The 23202-nt window shown below is 45.7% G+C and carries 2 protein-coding genes; both read left to right on the forward strand.

From position 1 onward, the window contains the following. Positions 1-2167 precede the first annotated feature (2167 nt). Positions 2168-2302 carry a hypothetical protein gene (locus M0N77_RS13120; protein WP_353105685.1) on the forward strand — a complete coding sequence of 45 codons (135 nt, stop codon included), beginning with the start codon at positions 2168-2170 and terminating at the stop codon, positions 2300-2302. A gap of 14493 nt (positions 2303-16795) precedes the next feature. Next, complete coding sequence (locus tag M0N77_RS13125; RefSeq protein WP_353105686.1) at positions 16796-16921, forward strand: hypothetical protein; 126 nt, start codon at positions 16796-16798, stop codon at positions 16919-16921. Positions 16922-23202: the final 6281 nt, after the last annotated feature.

Consider the following 23202-nt stretch of genomic DNA (forward strand, 5'->3'; position numbering starts at 1 on the left):
GGTTCAAATCAGTTATAAAATAGGGTTATATTACAGAGATTGTAAGAAAGTTTAAAACTTTTATACCATTTGAGTGATGAAGAGCTGATAGGATAGATGAGCTGAGATAATACTATTTTTATTTTCAGATACTTGGGCGGTTGTAAAATTGGAGTCTAAGGTAGGCTTTTAAAAAAATAGCGAACGTTAAGCTTTAAGTTCCACACATAAAAAGATATACGTCGCTAGGCATCCTACGAGGATATTTGTGGTTCTCTGTATTGTCTGATATATACTTGATACTTGTATCGTAATATACGATGTCATAGGAACTCCTTTCAAGACAATCGTTGAAGCGTGCTTTTATCGCAATGCGGTGTTGCTGTCCTGGCGCGACTTTAAATGTGATTAAGTTGTATGACTGTTAAAGCTTACCATCGCGGGTTCACGGCTGTTAGCTGTGGGCTTATGTACGTACGGTTATTAGACGCTGACTTTAGTGGTCATTTTATCGATGGCTCTAATATTAGATAGCTGCTAGCAAAGATTTGTGAAATGGTGAATCTAAATCCCATATAGTAAAATGTGGCAGGCCGCGCCGTCTACTGAGACTTAAAAGAAAAAGGCACGCTTATCGGTGCCGAGTGAGTACTTCTCCTGGTGTCGATATAGCGATTATAAGCACGCGCATGAGTGTATCGTATTGATATTGCCGCCGATGAAGACACGTTGACTAAAGGTATTGGCGGTGATTGGTGAGTGCTCGTGAGTTATATATGGTGATAGGTTCAACTGATTTTAAAATACTTACGTAACGGTAGATATAAGGTAACAGATAATAAATTCTAACCTTCCAAATAATACCGCCTTAACAAATTAGAAGCTACGATGAATTAAGACATACACATTGACAACTTAGAGGACTATTGAAAAGGCTGATAATACTATCAGCCTTTAAACTATTCTTGCAGGTGAGAATGTACAGGAAGAGCTTCGTGACTAAGTTTTTGTATTCAATACTGAATGTTACCTATCCTTAATTTTTTTTAATGATTAAACTATTACATTAACATTAAATAATAAAATTTCTAGAATTCACCGATTTTATAGGCTCACGAGTTTAATGTACTAAGCTAGATACTAACAATCTGAAAGAACATGTAAGGAATACTAGCATGCATTAAAAGAGTACAATAAAACCGATGATATACGTAATTCAGAAAACCTTTGAGGAGTACAGAAAAATTCTATAAAACTCTTTAAAGATGCTTTTGTTTCTACGTTGTAAACTCATTTGAAAGCTAGGGTAAAAGACAAAAAATCAATAAAGATTTATGATATTTTTAATACTGAAATATACTACTAGAATCTTATCTAATAATCTTGATATGTTTACATTCGCTATAGAAGAGCCTAAACACTACATATAAAAATTAAAAAGATAATATGAAAATAGTTGAAAAGTAACCTTTCAAGTATCAGAAATAAGTATGTTATGAAGAAAGGAGTCAAAAGAATATGTTAATATAAAAAATAAAATTAAGATTATATTTCAAAAGATAACACTGTGAAGCTTCTTTTCACGAAGAAAAGCTTTAATAATAATAAGTCAACTCGTGTATATGTTTGAATCCTCGCTGTTTATTGGAAATTAATACCGATATTCGATAACAAAGACAATGTTAAAAATATGGTTTCTATTTAATTAGGTAAAGAACGCTTGACAGGTGTTCAAAACACTTCCTCGAACCTAAAAGAACTCTTATTTGCTAACTTCAAAGATGAGAGCGCACTGACTTTATGAATCAAATGTGCTGATGAGCTAGAAAGCAAAGTTACAGAGGTAAGTTAAAGCCGCTAAAAGTGACTTAACCTTGAAATAGTAAAGGTCAAACATCTCTAGAAAAGCAAGTTTCATTTGGTATGAACCAATATTGTATATTTCATTCAGTCTTACAAGAACATCATTAATAAAGGCTCATTTGTGTTTTATTGACGACCTGAATTCTAACTTACTCCCTGAAAGGCAGGCTATTTTAGCTAATGTCTTAGTAGAGGCTTGCCAAAAACGGTGTTACTATTGTCACAACTCAGAACATAACAATGCTAAAAGCGTTGAGATTTAGCACTCAAGAAAAAGAATAGATGAGCTATCAACGTTAGTATTTTCAACCGGGATGGTACATTTTTGAGCATTGATGATGAAGACTTACCCCTATTGACAGCTCGTAAAAAACCTGCTCAGACTTCTAACCTAATGATTCAGTATGTACGTGAGGACATATCGACGTTAGAAACCTTTATACAGCTGAGGCAAGCATAGCAATGGTGAATGTGTACTTTTACGGCTATTAAATTGATGAGAGCACGGGTTTAAGGATTTATCTTGTTTTAAAGAAGTCAATGAGCCAAAGCCGATTACTTTTTAATCGATAAAAAGCTAATAAATACAAATTATAGAGTTTTTGACGATTAAACCTGAGATTTTTAAGAGACTGTATTATTGCGAATCAATACACATCAAAACATGCTAGTTTTTGCACAGATATTAAGTGCAAGTCCAAAAAAAGCCACAAAATAGTACAGCGTAGAATTTGGCAGAGTATTCTGAATTCAAAATACAAATGGAGGGGTTCTATCGCTAATTTAGAACGTTACTGCCGGAAAGATGGTCACACGACGTTGACGTGACGATCAAAGTAATTGTCTTAAAGTCGACTATCTACACCCAAAAAGGATAGAGTATTAAAAATATAGGAGAGTAAGTGGTAGAGTGCCTGTTGGTACACTGACAATATTGAGCCGCTTTTTACTGTCAGATTATCGATAGAAACAAAAAAAAAGAAACATATCAGCTCATTATAAAAAATCCAAAAAACGGAACTATTTAATCGTCCCGGTTTTTTATGCCTATTACCTTATAAAACGTCTAGCCCACTCTTTCAACAAAGCCTTACACCTCATAGTTTCCAAAGTCATTACCGCTAATTCCCATCACCTGAGAAATCACTTACTGTCTGATGCGTCTGACCTGAGGCAAGCTTATGCTAATCGTGACGCCCAAATCTTCTAACTTTTCTGCAAAGTAGCCATGGCATAGTCCTGATAATAACCAATTTTTGCATTTCTATCCATACTGGTTGGGAAGCAACCATTTATACCCTTGAAAATTAAGTCGCGCCTTATGTACGTCTGCATTTTGCTATCAGACTTTCTAAATTAGCGCTAGTAAGCGCTGCCCATGACAAATCGAGTAAGACAAATAAATCCTGTCGTGACCCCACGTAGCAATTCGCGCGCAGTTGTGATCTGTCAGGCAAACCCAGCATCGCAACCGGACCACCGGAATAAAGATACCCAGAGCGGTATGGCCGTCACGAAGCAGCCATAAATCATTACACAAAGACTCATACTTTTGGGGGTGTTATTGAGCTAACGCGTACCTCACTATAGATTCCTGACGTCCCGTTATCATCCTCTGGAAGCGCCCAGTGCTCGTCCTTTACCCCTCTACTTAGCTGTTGACACGACATTCAATGAAGCTGGGGGGATTGGTTTATACAATCCATCATCTCTACACTAATAAACAGTATCGAGTTATGACCATGTCCTCCATTGCATTACTCCGCTCGTTAAACATTCATGAAGTGTTTGTTGCATGGATAAGCTATAGCGGGTCGCGTAGGGTCGTAGTTGTGTGGCAGTGGGCGCGGCTTTGTTGAGTAAGTTGTATATTATGACCGCGCCACTCTGTGATCATAAAGACACTATGTAGGGTAAGTTCGTATGTTTTTTTGGATGGGGGAGAAATGTATATTCATGGATTAACGATCCTGTTTGATGAGTTTTTTATGAGTTATATGTTAGAAATGATCTTCCGAGTATAGATGAGAGTTGATCAGGGGGGATTTTGGAGAGTTGTTAGATCTAAAAGGGTAGGTTTTGAAGAATTTTTTGTTGATGTTCTAAATTTGTATAGAAGAATAATTTGAGATTATTTTTTTGAGTTTTTGTAGCGTGTTTAGGGGTATTATGAGTTGGTTGTATTGGGGTTTTGGAGGGAAATATTTGCTAAAGAGTTTGCTCATTTGGTACAAAAGTTGTTATATTATTTTGAGGGAGGTGTAGTTATTGAAAATATTAGAATGTAAATGGGGAAGTGTTTGGAGTTTTTTATATGTAGAAGTGGTTTTTCTGAGTGGTATGGTATTTGATTGGGGTGTAGTGTACTTGGGGGGGTGTGGAGTGGTGTTTGTTATTATGTTTATAGTTATAATAAGGTTGTATTTGAGAAGGATTAAAGGGGAGATTTTTGGGATGGGGTTGGTTTCGAATAGGGGGGAAATGTTGTATTTTTGTGAGATGTTATTTGTTGATTTGTGGATTTTAATGGAGAAATAGTAAAGTTAAGATAAATGTTTGTATTTTGATTGTTTATGTAGGGGATTGTAGGGTGTGGAAATAGGGTATTTGGGAAGGAGAGGAAGAATAGGATATTGAAGTTATTTTGGGTGATGAAATGTAGAGGTAGTGTATAGTAAATGGAGTATGTGGGAGTTATAGGATTGAATATGTGAAGGGGAGGTGTTAGGTATTTGTTGGTGAGGGTTGTGAGAGATTTTAGAGTAAGTTGATATAGTGTATAGGGTTGGTGTGAAGTGAAGGATGTTGTTAGTGATATTTGTTTTTGAAAGGTGAGGATTGTAAGGAATTAGTAGTTTGAATGTTAGTTGTGTGGAATAAATGGGGAAATAGGTTGGGGGTAAGGAGAGATTGAATAATATTGATAGTAAGGGAAGGAAGTTGTGTATTTAGGGTAATAATGGAATGATTGAATGTGTAAAGGAATTATTTATTTGTTTGTTTTAGTTTTATTAGTAGTATTATGGAAAATGGATATTAAATGATATGGAAATGTATTATTATAAGTTTTATGTGTGTGGGTTGAATAAAATTAGGGGGTGGAGGGTGGTTGGAGTAAGAATAATTATTTTAGGGAGTAGTTGATTGAAATGTTAATTTGAGTTGTTATTGGTGGATTGAGAGTTTTTAAAGAGGATTAATTGTGGAATAGAAAGGATATGTGGATATGATGTATTAAGTATTAGGGTTGTATGGGTGTGAGGGGGGGAAGGGTTGTGAATTTGGTAAGGATAATGTGGTGGTATTTTAAGTTTTTTAGAGGAGTTTGTTTGATATATGATTTAATATATAGTTTTGGATGGTGATATAGTTTAAGTTTGTTAATAAGAAGTTGGTATAGATGATTGAGATGTTTTGGAGTTATATTGAAGGGGGGTGATAATAGGGTGGTTTAATGAATTTTGTTTAATAAGGATAGTTGGTGAGATTGTTTGGATAAGATGGTGTGAGTTGATTATGAAAGTGTAGAGGTGGTGAGTGATGTGGTTAATTTTTGGTTAAGGTTAGGAGATGGTAAATTGTGGTAATTTGGAGAAGATGAGGGTAAATATTAGAGTTTGTATATAATGTGTTTGTTGAGGATTGGGGTATGTTGAGGTTGTAGAATTTTTTGGAGTGATGGTGGGTGGTAGTGTGATTATTTTAAAGTGTTAAGGTGAGTTAAGAGATTGTGTAAATGTTGAGTGGTTTTGTTGTGGTGGTATTGAGTTTTATGTTTTAGGTTTTTAGATGATGGTGAAGGGGGTTTTAGGGGGTGTGTTTTTTTGTTATAGATTCATTTTATTTTATGTGTTTTGTGATATATTGTAGAGGGTTTGTTGTAGTGAGGTGTTAGTTTTTAAATGGGTGTTTGTGTTGGGGGGGGTTATGGAGTTTTTGGTGTAGTGGGTGTTGGGTTTGGTTTGGGGGGTTTGGTGGGGGTGGTGGGTTGGGGGTTTGTGTTTTTTGTTTGGTGTGTGGGTTTGTGGTGTGTTGTGGGGGTTGTTGGGGGTATTTGATTTATGAGGGTGGGTGGTTGTGGGATTGTTGTGTGTTGGGGGTGTATTGTTGTGGGGAGTGTTGGGGGGGGGATGTGTTGTTGGGGTGGTGTGTGTGGTGGTTGGTGGTGGTTTTATGGTTGTATTGGTGTTGTGGTGGGTGTGTTGGGGTGTTGGGTTATGGTTGTTGGTTTTGTTATGTGTTGTTTTGTTGTATTGGTAGGGGTGGGTTGAGTAATTAGTTTGTTTTGGGGTTGGTTTTTGGTGTGTGTGTGGGTGGGTGTGTTGGGTGGTTGTGATGGGATGTGTTTTGTTGGTGTTGTGTGGTGTTGTGTTTGTGAGTTGTGGTGTGTGGTGTTGGTTGTGTTTTTTTGGTTGGGTGTTTGTGGTGTTGTGTGTTGGGGTTGTTTTGTGTTTGTGGTGTTGGGTGGGTTTGTGTGTGTTGTTTGTGGTTTGTTGGTGTTTGGTGGTTGTGGGGTTGGTGGTGGTGGGTTTGTTGGGTTTTGTGGGTGGGTTGTGTGGGTTTGTTGGGTGTGGGTTTGGTGGGGTTGGGTGTTGGGTGGGGTTTGTTGGGTGGTGTGGTGGGTGTTTTGTGGGGTTGGGTGTTTGTGTGGTGGTTTTGTGTGGGTGTGGTTTGTGTGGGTTGGTGGTGGGGTTGTTGGGTTGTGTTTGGTGGTGGTGTGTTGTGTGGGGTGGGGGGTGTGTGGTGGTTGGGGGGTGTTGTGGTGTTGTGGGGGGGGTTGGTTTGGTGGGTGTGTTGTGGTGGTGGTGGTTGGTGTGGTGTTGTTTGTGGGGTGGTTGTTGTGGGTGTGTGGTTTTGTGGTGGGTGTGTGGTTTGTTTTGTTGGTTGTGGTGGGTTGGTGTTTGGGTGTGTTGGGTTGGTGTTTTGTGTGGGGTTTGGTGGTGTTGGTGTTGGGGGTTTGGGTGTGGTGGTGTGGGGTTTGTGGTGGGGTGTTTGTGTTGTTGTTTGGTGGTTGGGTGGTGGTTTGTGTTGTGGGTGTGGGTGGGGTGGTTGGGGTTTGGGTGGGTGTTGGTGTTTGGGGTGGGTGTGTTGGTGGGTTTGTTTGTGGGTTTGGGTGGTTGGGTGGGTGGTGGTGTTTGGTGGTGGTGTGTTGGTTTTGGGTGTTTTTTGTGTTTTTGTGTGTTGGTGTGGGTGGTTGGTGTTGTTTGTGTTGGTTGTGTGGTGTTTGTGTTGGATGGTTGTTTGTTTGGTTGTTGTGTTTGTTGTGGTGTTTTGGGTGTGGGGGGGTGTGTGGTGGTGTGGTGGGTGTTGGTGGGTGTGGTGGGTGGGGTTTTGGGTTGTGGTGGTGTTGTTGTGGTGTTGTGTGTGGTGTTGTTGGTTTGGGTGTTTGGTTGGGTGTGTGGTTGGTGTTGTGGGTGTGTGTTGTTTTGTGTGTGGTGTTGGTGTGGGGTTGGGGTGGTGGTTGGGATAGTTTGGTGTTGTTGTAATGTGTAGATGTAGTTGATGTGGGGGATGGTTGTGGGGTGGGGAGGTATGGGATGAAGATAGGTGTTGTTAAGTGGGGTGTTGTTTTGGTGTGTTTTTGTGTTGGGTGGGGTTGTTTGTGTGTTTGTGTTGGGGGGTGTTTTTTGGTGTGTTGGGGGTTTGAGGTGTGTGGATGTGGGTGTGTTTGGGTTGGGTGGGTGGGTGTGTGGTAGGTGGGGTGGTGGGGTTGGTGGTGGGGTGTTTGGTTGGGTTGGGTTGTGTGGTGGGGGGGTGTTTGTGGGTGTGTGTGAGGGGGTGGGTGTTGGGATGGGGGGTGTGTTGGTGTGGTGGGTTGTGTTTGTGGGTGTGTGGGGGTGGGGTGGGGTTGGGTTGGTTTTGTGGTTGGGTGGGGGGAGAGGGGATGTTTGTGGTGTGTGAGTGTGATGGAATTGGGATTAGGGGTTATATGTTTGGTTGGTAGTTGTTGTGTTGAATTAATGGGGGGGTGGAGTGCGAGAAGAATATTTGTGTTGTGTGGTTTGGGGTGGGTGTGGTTTGGTTTGGGTGTGGAGGTTGTGTGGTATTATGTGTAGAGAGGTGTGATGATGGTTTGAAGATTTGAGTGTTGGTTGTTGGATGTGTTGGTTTGTAGTGTAGTGGTTGGTGGGTGTGGGGTGTTGTGTATGGTATATTGGGGTGTATGTTATTATAGGTTTTTATTGTTTGTTTGGGGGGGGTGTGGTTGGTTGGTTGTTTTGGGGTGTTGAGGTGGTGAGTTGAGTGTGGGGTGGTTGGATGTTGAGTGTTATATTAGGGTTATTTAATTTTTTTTTGGTGTAGTTGATAGTAAGGAATTGAGTTGATGATTTTGGTAGTAAATGATGGGGTATGGTTTGTTGTTTTGGGGGGTGTTTGTAGGTATGTTGGTGGTGTTATGGTTGGTGAGTTGTTTTGTGTTTTAAGTGGGTGTAGTTTTGAGTTTTGAAGTTGGATTTTATTGGGTTTTGGGGTTTGTAAGTTGTAGATGGGTGTTTGTGTTGTTGAGTTGGGGAGTGTGGGTATTTTTGTGTTTGGTTTTAGATGTTTTTGGGTTGTGGGTTGGGTGTTGTTGTTGAGGGTTTGGTGTTTATGGGGGGTTATGGGAGGGGGTGAGGTTGAGTTTTGGATTTGTTTATTGTTGATTTTTTTGATTATATGAGGTTGTGGTTGGGTTATATGGAGGAGGGGTTGTTAAGAATTTTGTGGTAGGGTTGTGGTTTGAGTGGTGTGGGGTGTGGTTTTGTGAGTGTGGTTGGTGGGGATTGTTATTAGGTGGAGTGTAGGTGGGGTAGGGGATTAGATGGATTGTGGTAGAGTGTTGGTGGGTGTTTGTGGGGTAGTTAGGAGTGTAGTGGTGGTTATGTGATGTGTGGTGTTTGTGGAGTGTGTGTGGTATTGTGGTTTGGTGATTTGAAGGTGGTGGGGGAGTGTAGATTAGAGATTGTGGGTATTAGATTTTTTATGAGTTTTGGGTGGTTTGGGGGGGTTGATGATTTGGGATTGAGGTAGTTGTTTTAGGTTGGGGTGATAGGGTGTGATGATTGGTTGAAGAGTAGGTGAGGGATTGATGGTGTATGAGTAGGTAGTATGTTTAAAGAGTTAAGTTTTGATGTTGGAGTTTTGTGGTGTGGTTGGAGTTGGTGTTGGTATTAGATGGTTTTTTTTATGAGTTGTGTGTATGGATGGTGGTTGTATTTTGAGGTGATATTAGAGAAAGGTAATGGAGTAGAAGATTTTGTGTTTGGAGTGTGTTGTGATAAGGGGATTGGAGAAGTTGGGGATGGGTGATGTTGATGAGTAGGGAAGTTTGGGGGTTTAGTGGTGGTAGTTGGGTGTTGGGTGTGAGGGTAAGGTGAGTAAGGTAGTTGTGTTTTGATGTGTTTAAGTAGATAATGTTTGTTAGATTTAATAAATAATTGATAAGATGTAAGGTGATTAAGGAGATGAAATTGAGATTATTGTATAATGAAGGAGTGTTGAAGTTGTGAGTATAATGTTTTGTAGATAGAATATGTTAGGAAGGGAGGGTTTGAGATGTATTAGATTGAGTTGAATTTGAAGTTTAATATTAATATTTTGTGAATAAAAGTGAGGTGTTGATAGTTTGTTGAAATTGAAGGGTTGTGTGGGGTGTAGGAGAGGTTGGTGAGTGTGATTTGAGTTTGAGTGGAGATGAGAGTATGAGATTGAGTGGATAATTTAGGAATTTGATAGTAGATGATGAGAAGGTAGAGGATAGTGATGAAGTGAGAGTAGTTTGTAAAGTTAATTGGAAATAATTGATGGTGTTAGTTTATTTTTGGTTAATATGGATTTTGGTGGTTGTTGTGGATGTGTTTGATGTATGTGTGGTAGTGGTAGTAGTATGTGAGTTATTAATTTTGGGAAGATGAGGAGAATGGTAAAAGAGGGGTTGAGTTATGTTTGAAATTTGGTTTGAGGGGTTGATGAGTTAGGAAGATTTTTGAATAGATTGTGGTTTTTTAAAAAAGTTGAGTGGAGTTTGATGGTGGATTGTAAAGTTTGTTAGTATGGTTATGATGTAATGTTGATGTGGATGGTAGGGTGTGTTGGGGAGTGTTGGAAGAGGGAGATATTATAATTAGTTATTGGTTTGTTTGTTTTTTTATGGAAGTGTGTGATTGGTGTGGGAGAAGATTTGAATTGATGTTGTGTTTTTAGTTAATTTAAGATGTTTAGATGATAAAGGTGGTTGTGATTGAATGTGGGTGATGGTGAGGAGAAGGTGATGGTGATGGAATTAGAGATGTAGTAGTTGTTGAGTTATTGATTATTAGATTTGGATTAATTGTTTGGAGTGTGATGAGGTAGAAATTAGGAAGTATTGATTTGGGGTTTTGAGGGTTGGATGGTATAGTATGGGTGATGTGGTATGTGTTGGTGAATTTATGTGTATTGATTGTTGTGTTGAGTTGTTTTTAAAAAGTTTGATTTATAGAGGGGGGAGGTGGGTGGGGGTAGTGAGAATTGAAAGTAGTGAGGTGTGAAATAGAAGTAGTTTAGGTGTGGGAAGGGGTAAGATGTTAAAGAGATAATTGGAAAAATGAATGAGGATTGTTGTGTAAAAGTGGGAAGTAGTTTAAGAGAGGATTATAGTGGTGTTAGTGGTTGTTGGTGGTGTGTTGGGGGGGTGTTGGGTAAGTGGGAGAGGATATGATTTGGGTGTGGGTTGAGATGTTTGTGAGGGTATTTGTGGGGGGTGTTGGTGGTGGTAGTTAGGTGGTGGTTTGTTGGTAGTTGATGGGTGTTTGTTTTGTGTGAGAGATGGTTGTGTTGGAGTTTGTGGGTGTGTAAGTTAGATGAGTTTGATATTTAATTGGTGTTTAGTGGTTTTGATGTTGGTGGGATTGTTGTGGAGTTTTGGGAATTGTGTAGATTGGTGGGTGAGATGGGGTGTGGTGGTTGGGTATGTTTGGGGGAGGATGATGGTTTTTGGTGGAGAGGTGAGGTTGTTGGAATAGTATGAGAGGATGTGGGTAGTAGGTGGGGGGTATGAGGTGGGAGTGAATTTGTTAGGGGTGGTTAGTGTGTTTGGATGTGGTAGTATTGTTGGTGATTGGTTGTTTGTAGGGTTTTATTTTTAGTTTGTAGGTTGTGGGTTTTTTGTTAGTTTATTAAGAGGTATAAGGGGATAGGGGGGTTTGTTAAGTGGGTGGTGGTTGGTGGTGTTGAAGGGGGATTTGATGGTGTTTTTTGTGTTGTTAGTGTGTTTGTGTTGGGTTTTGAGGAGTAATGGGTGGTGTTTGAGTTTGAGTGTGGAGTGTTTTGTAGTGGGGTGTGGAGTGTAGTGAGGGGTTATGGATATTTGTTGATTTTTTTTGTATTAGGTTGAGGGTTGGGAGATATATTTTTTTGTGAGGAAGTGAAGAATAGTGAGATTTGTGTTATAGTATTTAGTTTAAGTGTGGTAGTTTAGGTTGTGAGTGTATTTGTTTGAGGTTATTTAGGGGGGGGTTAGAGTGAGATGGAGGGGTAGGAAGGAAGTAGGTAAATGGGGGGGATTAAGTTGTAATGAGTGTTTAGGTAATAGAGGGGGAGAATGTTGTTAGTGGATGGTGGGTAGGTAGGTGATTGTAATGTAAGGTGGAGGTGAGGTGGATAGATGTGGTTTAATGATTGATATATGTGGTGGATTGTTTGAGTATTAATGGTTTTTGGGATAAGAAGTAATTTGGAATAGGATGGTGAATGATTGAATGATAGGGTGAGGGATTGGATATTAAATATATGGATTTGGAATAAGGTGTTGTTATTGGTAGGTGTTGTATTGGGGGGGGATTGTTTTGTGAGAATATAAGATAGTGAAGAGAGATTAATTATTTTATTTTTTTGGGTTGAAGATTGTTAGTGTTGGTTTTTTGGGTGATTTATTTTTTATGTGTGTTGTTTGTGTTGGTTGGTGTGGGTGTGGTGTGGAGGGGATTGTGGGTGTTGTGTTTGGGGTGGTGGGTGGGTGTGTTGGTGGTGTGTGGGTTTGGGGGTGGTGTGGGGTGGGGGGGTGTGGTTGTGTGGTGGTGGTGGGGGTGGTGGGGGTGTTGTGTGGGGTGTGGTGGGGGGTGGTTGGGGGGTTGTGGGTGGGGGTGGGTGGGGTTGGGGTGGGGGGGTGGTGGGTGTGGGGTGTGGGTTTTTGGTGTTGGGGTTGGGTGGGTGTTGTGGTGGTTGGGGGGTGGGTGGTGTGGGGGTGGGTGGGGGGTGGGGTGTGGTGGTTTGGTGGGGGTGGGGGGTGGGTGGTTGGGGTGGGGGGTGGGGGGGGGGTTGGGGTGGGGGTGGTGGTGGGGGGTGTTGGGGGTGTGGGGTGTGGGGGGGTGGGGTGGTGTGTGGGTTGTTGTGTGTGTGGGGTGGGGTGGTGGTGGGGTGGGTGGTGGGGGGGGGTGTGTTGGGTGGTGGGGGGGTGTTGGGGTGGGGGGGGGGTGGGGGGGGGTGGGGGGGTGGGGTGGGGGGGGGGGGGGTTGGGGGGTGTGGGTGGGTGGTGGGGGGGTGTTGTGGGGTTGGGTGGTGGTTGGTGGGGGTGTGGGGGTGGGGGGTGGGTGGGGTGGGTGGGGGTGGGGGTGTTGGTTGGGGGGGGGTGTTGGTGGGTTGGTGGGGGGGGGTGGTGGGTGGGGGTGTTTGGGGGTGTGGTGGGTGTGTGGGTGTTGGGGGGGGGGTGGTGTGTGGGTGTGGGTGTGTTGGTTGGGGGTTGGTGGGGGGGTGGGTGGTGTTGGTGGGTGGGTTGTGGGTTGGGGTGGGGGGTGTTGTGTTGGGTGGTGTTGTGGGGGTGTGGGGGTGGGGTGGTGGGTTGGGGTGGGTGGGGGTGTTGGGGGGGTGGTGGGGGGTGGGTTGGGGTTGGTGGTGGGGTGGGTGTTGGGGGGTTGGGGTTGTGGTGGGTGGGTGGGTGGTGGGTTGGTGGTTGGTGGTTGGGGTTGGTGGGTTGGTGGGGTGGTGGTGGGGGTGGGGGGGGTTGGGTGTGGTGGGTGGGGGGTTGGGTGTGTTTGGGGGTTGGTGGTGGGGTGGGGTGGGTTGGGGTTGGTGGGTGGGGTTGGGTGTGGGTGGGGTGTGTGGTGTTGTGTGTTTGGTGTGTGGGGGGGTGGGGGTTGTGTTTGGGGTTGTGGGGGTTGTGTTGGGGTGTGGTGTTGGGGGGTGTGTGGGTGTGGTGGGGGGTGTGGGTGGGTGTTGGGGTGTGTGGGGGGGGTGGTTGTGGTGGGTTGTTGTTTGGGTTGGTGGGGGGTGGGTTGGGGGTTGGGTTGGGGGGGTGGGTTGGGTTTGGTGGGGTGGGGGGTGGGTTGTTGGTGGTGGGGGTGTGGGGGGGTGGGGTGGTGGTGGGTTGGGGGGGTGTTGTGTGGTTGGGTTGGTGGGGGGGTGGGGGTGGGGTGGTGGGGTGGGTTGTGGGTTGTTGGGGGGGGGGTGGGTGTGGGGGGGTGTGGGTTGTGGTGGGGTGTGGTTGTGGGTGGTGGGTGGTGGTTGGGTGGGGTGGTTGGGGGTGGGGGTTGGTTGGGGGGGGGGGTGGTGGTGGGGGTGGGTTGGGTGGTGGGTGGGTGGGGTGGGGTTGGGTGGTGTGGGGGTGGGTGGGGTTGGTGTGGGTGGGTGGTTTGGGTGGGGTGGGGGTGGGTGGGGTGGTTGGGGTGGTGGGTTGGGTTGGGGGGTTGGGGGGTGGGTGGGGGTGTGGGTGGGGGTGGTTTGGGGGGGGTGGGGGTTGGTGGGGTGGTGGGGGTGGGTGGGGTGGGGGTGGGGGGGTGGGTGTGGGTGGGGTGTGTGGGGTGGGGGGGTGTTGGGGGGTGGGGGGGGGGGGGTGGGTGTGGGTGGGGGTGGGGTGTGGGGGTGGGTGGGTGGTGGTGGGGGGGGGTGGGTTGTGGGGTGGGGTGGTGGGGGTGGGTGTGGGGGTTGGGGGGGTGGGGTTGGGGGGTGGGGTGTGGGTGTGTGGGGTGGGGGGGGGGTGGGGGGGTGGGGGGGGGTGGGGGGTGGGGGGGGGGTGGGGGGGGGTGTGGGGGTGGGGGGGTGGGGTGTGGGGGGGTGGGGTGGGGGGGTGGGGGGGGTGTGGGGGGGGGGGGGGGGGGTGTGGGGGGGTGTGGGGTGGTGGGTGGGTGGGGGGGTGGGGGGGTGGGTGGGTGGTGGGGGTGGGTGGGTGTGGTGGTGGGGGGGGGTGGTGGGGGGGGGGTGGGGTGGGGGGGGTGGGGTGGTGGGGTGGGGTGGGGGGTGGGGGGTGGGGTGGTGGGGGGGGGGGGTGGGGGGGGGTGGGGTGGGTGGGGGTGGGGGTGGTGGGGGTGGGGGTGGGGGGGGGTGGGTGGGGGGGTGGGGGGTTGGGGGGGGTGGTGTGGGGGGGGGTGGGGTGGGGGGGGTGGGGGGGGGGGGGGTGGGGGGGGGGGGTGGGGGGGGGGGGGTGGGGTGGGGGGGGGGGGGGGGGTGGGGGGTGTGGGGGGGGGGTGTGGGTGGGGGGGGGTGGTGGGTGTGGGGGGGGGGTGGGGGGTGGGGGGGGGGGGGTAGTGGGGGGTAAGTGTTTGATTGGTTATGGTTAGTTTTTTGAAGGGTATTTTTTGTAGGTAAGGGGAGTTTGTGGTTTGTATTTATGAGGATTTTTAAAGTGGGTATGGGGGTGGAATTTGAGGGGGGGGGATTGATGGAGTTATTTTATATGTTGTTTAGATGGGGGGGGGGTGGGGTAGGTTAGTTAGTTAGTATTAAAGTTGGATAGTGTGGGTAGTTGGAGGTGTTGTAGGAATTTTTAGGGGGTTGGTGGAATATTAGTGAGTGGATGTTGGGGGGGTGTATAGTTTGATTTGGGTTGTTAGTGATTGTGGTGGGGTATGTAGGGGTGGGTTATTGGTATGGTGGTGTTTTGGGTAGGGAAAGTGGTGATGAGGTTTTTTAGAGTGTGGTTGTTTAAGTTGTGATGGGTGTGGGTGGTATGTGAGTAGGTTTAATGGGTTTATAGGTTGATGATGTAGTGGGTTGGGGGGTAGGGGTAGAGTGTTTTGGTGGTTATAGGGGTTTTGGTGAGGGGGTTTTTGATTGTAATTGATGGTAGGGGTTGAGTGTTTTGTAGTTGTTTGTATTTGGTGTGTGGGTATGGTTAGGTTGTGGTTGTAGGTGGTGGAGTTGATTGTAGTGATTTTATGGATTGGGGGATATTGTGGTTGGGGATTGAATTTTTTAATATTTTGTGGTATGAGGTTTGGGGATTGGGTGGGAGGTTGGATTTTTATTTGGTGGGAGTGAGAGTGGGGTGTTAGGTAGTAGGAAGTTTGTGGGATAATAGGTAGGGTAGTGATTTGGGTTGGGAGTTTGAAGTAGGTAAATTTGGTGTGTTGTGGTTGTTTGTTTGGGTGTGGGTGGTGGGTTGGAAGGGGGTTATAGGTATTGTGGTAAAGGGGTAGGGGATTGGTGAGGTGTTTTATTTTTTTTGGGTTTAGTGTGATAGATGGTGTTTTTGATTTTTTAGGTAGTGGGTTGTGAAGGGGGGTGAGTGTAAGGTGGTTTTAGTGAGTAAATAGAGGGATTATTTAAGGTATAATGGGTTAATTTGGATGGTAAAGTTGAAATGATAAGGTTGATAGGGAGGAGGGTGAGAGGTAAGTGATTAGGTGGAGTTGAGGGTAGAAATTTGAGGAGTTAGGGGAGATTTGTAATGATGTGAAGGATTTGTTAATTGGGGGGATGGGGAGGTGAATGTAGGGGGGTTGATTAATGGGTGTTAAATGTTTGTTTGAGAGTGGGGTGAAGTGGGGGGTGTGTTGGTTGTGTTGGGTTTTGTTGTTTTGTTGTGGGGTTTGGTGAAGTGAGTAGGGTGTTTGGTGAGTTGTTTGAGAGAGAAATGTATTTGAGAGTTTATTTGTTTGAGGGGGAGTAAAATAGTATTGGAGAAGTGGGGTGAGGATGATTTAAATATGAATAATAATAAGTTGTTTGTGTAAAGTGTAGGTGGAAGAATAGTGATAATGTGATGGTGAGTATTAAGAGTGTAGGGGGGGGTGGGTAGGTTAGAGTAGATTGAAGGTTGAAGGTAAGGTGATGAAGAGGATGAGGAAATGGAGATAAGGGTAAGAGATAGGAAGGTTGTATGAGTAGGATTTAAGAGGGGGGTTGGTTGTTGGGATAATGATGAGAGTAAGGTGGTAAGGTAGGTATGGGTGGAATGGAGAGATGTGATGGTAGAGGGGGGAGGGTATTAATGTAGTGGGGGGGTGGGTAGGGTGTGCTGAGGTAGAGTGGTATTGGTGGGGGGAGGAATTGGGGGTGGAGGGGGGTTTGTGTTGAAAATGAATAGTGGAGGAGAGTTATTTGGAGGGGTAAGGTGTGTATGGGGGGAGGGGTGTTTTTGAAGGATGGGATGTTTGGTGAAGGGGTGGTGGGGTGTGGGTGTGGGTGTGGGTTGTTGAGAGGGTTGAGTGTGTAGTGTGATGGGGGGGGGAGTGAGGGTGTTTGTGGGTTATTGTTTAGTGGTAGGGTGTTGGTTGGGGGTTGGAGGTAGGGGTTGAGGAGGTTGTGTGTGAGTTTTTGTGGTTTGAGGGGTTTGAGTGTTGGAGGGGGGGTGTGGTGTGGGGTTTTGGTAGAAATTTGATTGAGTATTTTTTTATTTGGTAATATATGTGGGTTTGATGTAGAGGGGGTTTATAAGTTGATTGGTAGATTGTGGGGATGGTGGTTTGGGTTTTTGTGGGTTTAATTTGGTATTGTTTGGTTATGTTTGGGGGGTTTGAGGTGTGGGTTCTTTGGTATTGTTTATTTGTTGATGATGTTTGTTGTGTTTGGGTGGGGTGGTATATGGGGGGTATGGAGGGTTGGTAGGGGTTGGAGGGAGTGTGGTTTGGGATATGGGTAAATTGTAAGTTTAAGGATATTGGTTGATTTGATGTGGGGTTGTTGGGGTTGTGGTTGTGTGGTGATGGGTTGGTGTTGAGGATATAGTTAGGTTTGTGGTAATGAAGTAGTGTATAGGAAATGAGATTTGGGAGGGAATATGATGGAAGATGTGGAGTGGGAGTGGTTAGGGTTGGTTGTGTGGGTGGTAGTTGTTGGTTATTTATGTGGATTGTTTGATGTTTTGAAATTTTTGGGGGTAGTAGTTTTGTTTGTTGAAAGGTAGTGTTAATTGTTGGTTGTAGGATTGTTTGTGTGTGTATAATAGGTCTAGGGGTTGGGAAAGGAATGATTGAATAGAGTGATTTAAGAGTAAGAAGTTTGTTAGTTTATGGGTAATATGGAGAATATTGGAGAGATTTGTAGAAGATGTAATATATTTGAGAGGTTAGAGGTTGGTTTGGTGATAGGATATAGATATTGAAAGGATGGAGTAAATTATGTATGAATGTATATATAATTTAGTGGGTTGAATATATATTAGGGTGAGGTGTTTGGAGTAAAGAAGTAAAGTAGTGTTTAGGGGAGGGTAGGTTGGATTGGGAAATTAATGTTTGAGTTTATTGGGGTGATGATGATTTTAGAAAGGGGAGAATGTGGATAAAGGAGAGATATGTGGATATTATTTAGTGAATAGTTGAGGGTTGGTGATGGGTGAGGGGGGAAGGGTGGTAATTGGGGTAAGGATAATGGGTGGGTTTTTTAAGTTTTTTGATTTTTTTATTAGATTGAAGGAATGATATGGTTGGTTTGTGTTAGTTTGTTGAATGTTGGTATAAGAATGTATAGAGATTGAATTTTGGGGTTTTAGTGTTTAGGGGGGTGATATTTTTAATAATAAATGAGGTGTTTATAGAAATTTGTTTTAAGTAGGATTAGAGTGGGGTGAGGATTGTTAGGGAAAGATGGTGTGAGTGATTTATTGAATAAGGGTGGTGAGTGATGTGTAATTTTTGTAAAGGATAGAAGGTAAGGGATTGATGGGTAGAGGAGTGTAGGGGGAGATAGGGTAGAAGAGTATGGAGTATTAGTATATTTTTTGGGTTGAGGATTGGTGTTGTAAGTAGTAGAGATTTGTGTTTGGGAGGTATTGGGGGGGGGGGGGGGTAGGTTGTATTTTTTTTTGTGTGTTTTGGTGTTTAGTTTTGATATGTTGTGATGTTTATGTTTTGTGGTGTGAAGTATGTAAAAGTAGTTAGGGGTTTAGTATGAGGTGATTTAATGTATGGTTTAGAGTATATTATAAAGGGGTGAGAGAATTATTATTATTATTGTGTTTTTTTGATATAAGAGAGAGGATGGTGTTGTGAGAGTTGATGTGTGGAATTGGGGTGTTGGGATGTGGTTGGGTGGTTTGTATTGAGATAGTGGGTGATGTTGTTGATTGTGGTAGAGGTAAGAAGAATGGAAGGGTGTAAGAGGGAGAGTGTTGATGGTTGAATTTTAATGAGTGTATTATAAAGGGTGGGTGGTGTGTAGGGTGTATGATTTTGGGGTTATATGAAGTTTGTGTTGGTGGAATGGAGTAATAATAGGAGAGTGATAAGGGGGAGGTGTAAATTGATAGGGATAGTAGATTAATGTGTGGATTACGGATTGGATATGATGTTAGGGGGGATAATGTGGGAGGGTAGTGTGATTGATTTGATTAGGATAGGGGGGGTAGGTTGTGATTGGAAAATATTAGGGATATATGGGTGGTAGGATAATGTGAGGGTTTGTTAAGGGTGGTAGGGTATGAGGGAATGTTATAGATGTTTTTATGATGTATTGGGTGTTGTTGTGTTTATTGTATGTGGTTAATATAGAGGTATGTGGATATTTTTAGTAGTTGGTGGGTTGGTAGGTGGTGGGTATGGGGGATGGATTAGATGTGTTGTTTGGTGTTGGAGGTTTAGTTTATATATATTGATGATTGAAGTTGATTAAGGAATTGAAGGGAAAAAAGTAGTTGAGGGTTGGTGGTAGGAAAGTTGTAAAATTTTATTTAGGGGTTGTGATTAGTAATTTTGAGAGTGTAGGTGGTGTTAGATGAGAAGGATATTTAGGTGAAGTGGAAATAGTGTTAATTGTAGTTATTATTTTTGGGTGGTATAATTGTTTTAATGAATAGGTGTTATGGTTGAATGTAAGGTTGGGTGGAGAGTATGAGAGTTTTGGTTAATTTATATGGGGGTGTTTTGGTTTGGGGGAGTGTGTATGTAGTGATGAGTTTGGGGTTTTTGGGTTAATTTTTTTTAGGGGGATTTGGGGTGGTTGAATGATTGGTTTGATATAGGAGTTTTTGTTTTGTGTGGGGAGTGGGATTGTGGTTGGTTTGGGTGGATGGTGTATGAAGAAGTATGATAGAAAGGAAGAGTGGGGTGTGATAAGGGAGATTATGATGTTTTGTTATGTGGGAGTTTATGGAATTGAATTTTTGTTTAAGATGATTGTGGGGTGTTAGGGGTTTGGTGTGTTTGTTTAGTAGGTGTGGGTTGTTTAGGTGTTAGGTTTTGTTTGTGTGTTTTGTTTGTTTTAGTTGGGGGTTGTTGTGGGGTTGGGGGGTGGGTAGGGTGAAGTGTATTGTGTGTATGGGTGGGGGGGGTGTGTGTGTGTATGAGGTGTTGGTTGTGTGGTTGTTGTGTATATGTTATTTAAAAGGGGGGGAATTTAAGAGGGGATGTGAGTAGGGGGGTGGGGTAGAGGGGGGTGGGTGAATTATAATGGTGATTTTTTATTGTTAAAGATTATGTGTGGGATTGGTATGAAGGTAGTTGGTTGGTGTTAATGGGTAATGTTGGAAGTGAGTGTTTGGTGGGTTTTGTGTGTGTTGGTAGTGGTGATGTTAGGTTGTTGTTGGGGTTGTTGGGGTTGTTGGGTTTTAGTTTTTATTGGTTTTGGTTGTTGGGGGGTTGTGTGTTTTGGGTGGGTGGGGGTTAGGAGGTGTGTGTGTGGTGGGGTGGTGAGGTTTGGTATTGGTGGATGGGGGTTGGTAGTTTTTGGGGTTTAATAGGGGGGTAGGTGTGATGATGTAATTGTTGTGTAGGGGGTATGGGGAGGGTGTTTTTGGGTTTTGGGTGTGGGGGGTTTTAGGATGTGGTTAGGGTGTTATTGTGGGATGGTTGTATGGGTGGTTGGGGGTTGTTAGTTTTATAAAGTTATTATTGGTTGGAGTGTTTATGTTGTGAGTTGATAGTTTGTTTGTGGGGGGGGGGGTGTATGTGTTTGGTGATGTGTGGGGGTGTGTTGTGGTTTGGGTGGTGTGGAGTTGGTGGGTGTTTTGTTTGGTGTGGGTGGTTGGTTGTAGTTTGGGTGGGGTGGGATGTGTGTGGTGGTGGTGTTTGGGGTTTTTTTGTGTTTTGGTGGTTTTGTGTTGTGGTGTGTGTGGTGGGTTGTGTTGGTTGTTTTGGGGTGTGTGTTTGGGGGTTGGTGTTGGGGTTGGGTTGTTTGTGGGTGGTGTTGTTTGTTGTGTGTGGTTGTTTGTTGGTGTTTTGGTTGTGGTTTGGGTGGGGTTTGGGTTGTATGGGTTTGGTGTGGTGTTTTGTGGGTGTGGTTGTGGTTTGTTGTTGGGGGTTTGTTGGTGTGGTTGGGTTGGGGGGGTGTTGTGGTGGGTGGGGTGGGTGTGTGTGGGTGGTGTGTTGGTGGTGGTGTTTGGTGGTGTTTGGGGTGTGGTTGGGTTTGGTGTGTTGGGGGTTGTTTGGGTGGGTGTGTGGTGTGGTTTGGTGTTGTGTTGGGTGGTTGGGTGGGTGGGTGGGTGGGTTTGGTGGGTTGTGTTGGGTGGTTGGGGGTGGTTGGGTGGGGTGTTGTTGTGGTTGTGTGGTTGTTGGTGGGTTGGTTGTTGTGTGTGGGGGTTGTTTGGTTGTTTTGTTTGGGGTGTTTGGTTGGTGGTGGTTTGGTGTGGGTGTGGGTGGTGTTGGGTTGTGTGTTGGGGTGTTGTTTGTGGTTGTTGGGTGTTGTGTTGTTGGTGGGTGTTTGTGTGGTTGTGTTGTGGTTGGTGTTTGTGTGTTGGTGGGTTGTTGGTGTTTTGGGGGGTTGGGGTTGGGGGGTTTGGTTGGGTGTGGTTGTGGGGTGGGTGGTGTGGTGTTTTGTGGTGTGGGGTTGGTGGGTGTGTGGTGGTGTTGGGGTTGGTGGGGTTGGTTGGGTGGTTGGGGGGTGTTTGGTGTTGGTGGTGGGGTGTTGTGGTGGTGTTGGTTTGGTGTGGGGGTGGTGGGGGTGGGGGGGTGGGTTTGGTTGGGTGGGTGGTGGTTGGGGTGTGGGTGTTTGTTGTGGGTTGTGGGTGGTTGGTGGGTGGGTTTGTGGGTGGTATGTTTGTGGGGTTGTGTTGGGTTTTGTGTGGGTGGTTGGTGTGTGGGGGTGGTTGGGGTGTTGGTGGGGGGTGGTGGTTGTGTGGTTGGTGGTGTTGGTGGGGGTGGGGGTGTTGTTGTGGGGTGGGGTGGTGTGGGGTGTGTTGGTGGTGGGGTGTGGGGTGGGGGTGTGGGTGGGGTGGGTTGTGTGGGTTGTTGTGGGGGTGTGGGTGTGGGGGGGTTGTTGGTTTGGGTTGTGTTGTGGTTGGGGGGTGTGTTGGTTGTGGGGGGTGTGGTTTGGTGTGGGTGGTGTGGGGTAGTTAGTAGGTGGAGGTGTAGGGTTTGGTAGGGATGGATTATAGATGGAGGATGTGTGAGGAGTGTTGGGGTGTTTGGTGGGGTGAGAGGAGTGTGATTGTGGTATGTGATTTGGGGTTTGGGGGGGTTGTGGTTTTTTTTGGGTAAAAGGTGTGGGGATGGTGGTTTGGTGATTTTGAGGGGTGGTGGTGGGAGGGTTAAGTGAGAGGAGTTGGTGGGTATTAGGATGTTTTTGATTGAGGGTTGTGGGGGTGTTTGGGGGGGGGTAGAGATTGGAGGGTTGAGTAGGTTGAGTTGAGTGGGTGGGGTGTGGGGGTTGGAATGATGTTGGAAGAGTATGGGAGGGATGTGGGAGTGGTATGAGTATGGGTAGTATGGTTTTAAAGAGTGTGAAGTGTTTTGAGTGTGGGAGTGTTGTGGTTGGTGGTTGGGAGTTTGGTTTGTTGGGATTTAGATGGTTTTTTTTATGAGTGTGTGGGGTATGGATGTGGGGTTGTATTTTAGGTGATAGTTAGATGAAAGGTAAGGGATATGGATGTTGTGGGGTTTGGAGTGTGTTGTGATGAAGGGATGTAGAATTGGGATTGGTTGAGTTTGGAGTAGGGAATTGTGGGGGGTTTAGGTGTGGTATTGGTGTTGGGTGTGAGGGTAAGTGGATAGTTTGTAGTGTGGTTTTTGATGTGTGAAGTAGATAATGTTTGTAATATTATTAAGTAATTGATATAGATTTAAGGGGGGTTAGGGAGTTGAAGATTTAATTATTGGTATAAGTTTGTTTTGGTTTTGAGGGGTTTAAATTGTTGGTAGGGTGTTCATTTGTTTGGTATGGGGTGGGGTTAGGGTTGAGTGTGTGTTAGGATTTGAAGTTATATTAATTGTTTGTTGATATAGAAGTTTTGATTTTGTGGTTTAGTTTGTATAGGGGGGGGGTGTGTGTGGTTGTTGTGTGGAGGTTTGTTGTGGAGGTGTGTGGTGTTTGGGTAGTGTGTGTTTGGTGTTGTGGTTTGTGTGTTGGGTGGTGGGGTGTGTTTTGTTATTGTTGGTTGTGTGGGTGTTGGGGGGTTGATTGGTATTTTTGTGTGGGGTTGGTGGGTGTTGGTTGTTGTGGGGGGTTGTTGGGTGTTGTTTGGGTTGGGGGGTTTGGTTTGTTGTGTGGTTTTGGGGTGTTTTTGTTTGTTTTGGGGGTTGGGTGTTTTGGGTTGGGTTGTGGGGTTTGGTGTGGGTTTTGGTGGTTGTGGTGGGGTTGTTGGTGGTTGTGTGGTTTGTTGGGGGTTGTGGGGTGTGGGTGGTGTGTTGGGTTGGGTGTGTGGGTTGTGTGGGGGTTTTGTGGTGGTGGGTTGGTTGGTGTGGTTGGTGGTGGGTGGGGGGGGTGGGTGGTGTTGGGGTGGGTTGGGGTTGTGTTGGTGGGTGGTGGGTTGGGTGGTGTTGGGGTGTGGTTGGTGTTGGGGGGGGTTGGGGGGGGTTTGTTTGTTGGTTGGGGGTGTGTTTGGTGGTTGGGTGTGTTGTGGGTGTGGGTTGGTGGTGTGTGGGGTTGTGGGTTGTGGTGTTTGGGGTTGGTGGGGGTGGGTGGGGTGGTGGTTGTTGGGGTTGGGGTGGTTGTGGTTGGGGGGGTGGGGGGTGGGGGGGGGGTGTTGTGTGGGTGTGGGGGGGTGTTGTTGGTGGGTTGGTGGTGGTTGTGGGTGGTGGGGGGGGTTGGGGTGTGTGGGTGTGTTTTGTTTGGTGTGGTGGGGTGGTGGGTGTGGGTTGTGGTGGGGGGGTGGGGGGTGGGGGTGGGGGTGGGTGGGTTGTTGGGGGGGTTTGGGGGTGTGGGGGTGGGTGGGGTGGTGGGGTGGGTGTGTGGTGGGTGTGGGGGTGTGGGGTGTTTGTGTGGGGGTTTGGTGTGTGGGGTTTGGTTGGGGTGTTGGGTGGTTGGTGGTTTGTTTTG

This window comes from Psychrobacter sp. AH5 (assembly GCF_040371085.1).
GTDB lineage: Bacteria > Pseudomonadota > Gammaproteobacteria > Pseudomonadales > Moraxellaceae > Psychrobacter.

What these genes read in the sequence shown, in the direction of transcription:
- M0N77_RS13125 (WP_353105686.1), top strand. Translation starts at nt 16,796, where the DNA reads ATGATGGAAGATGTGGAGTGGGAGTGGTTAGGGTTGGTTGTGTGGGTG.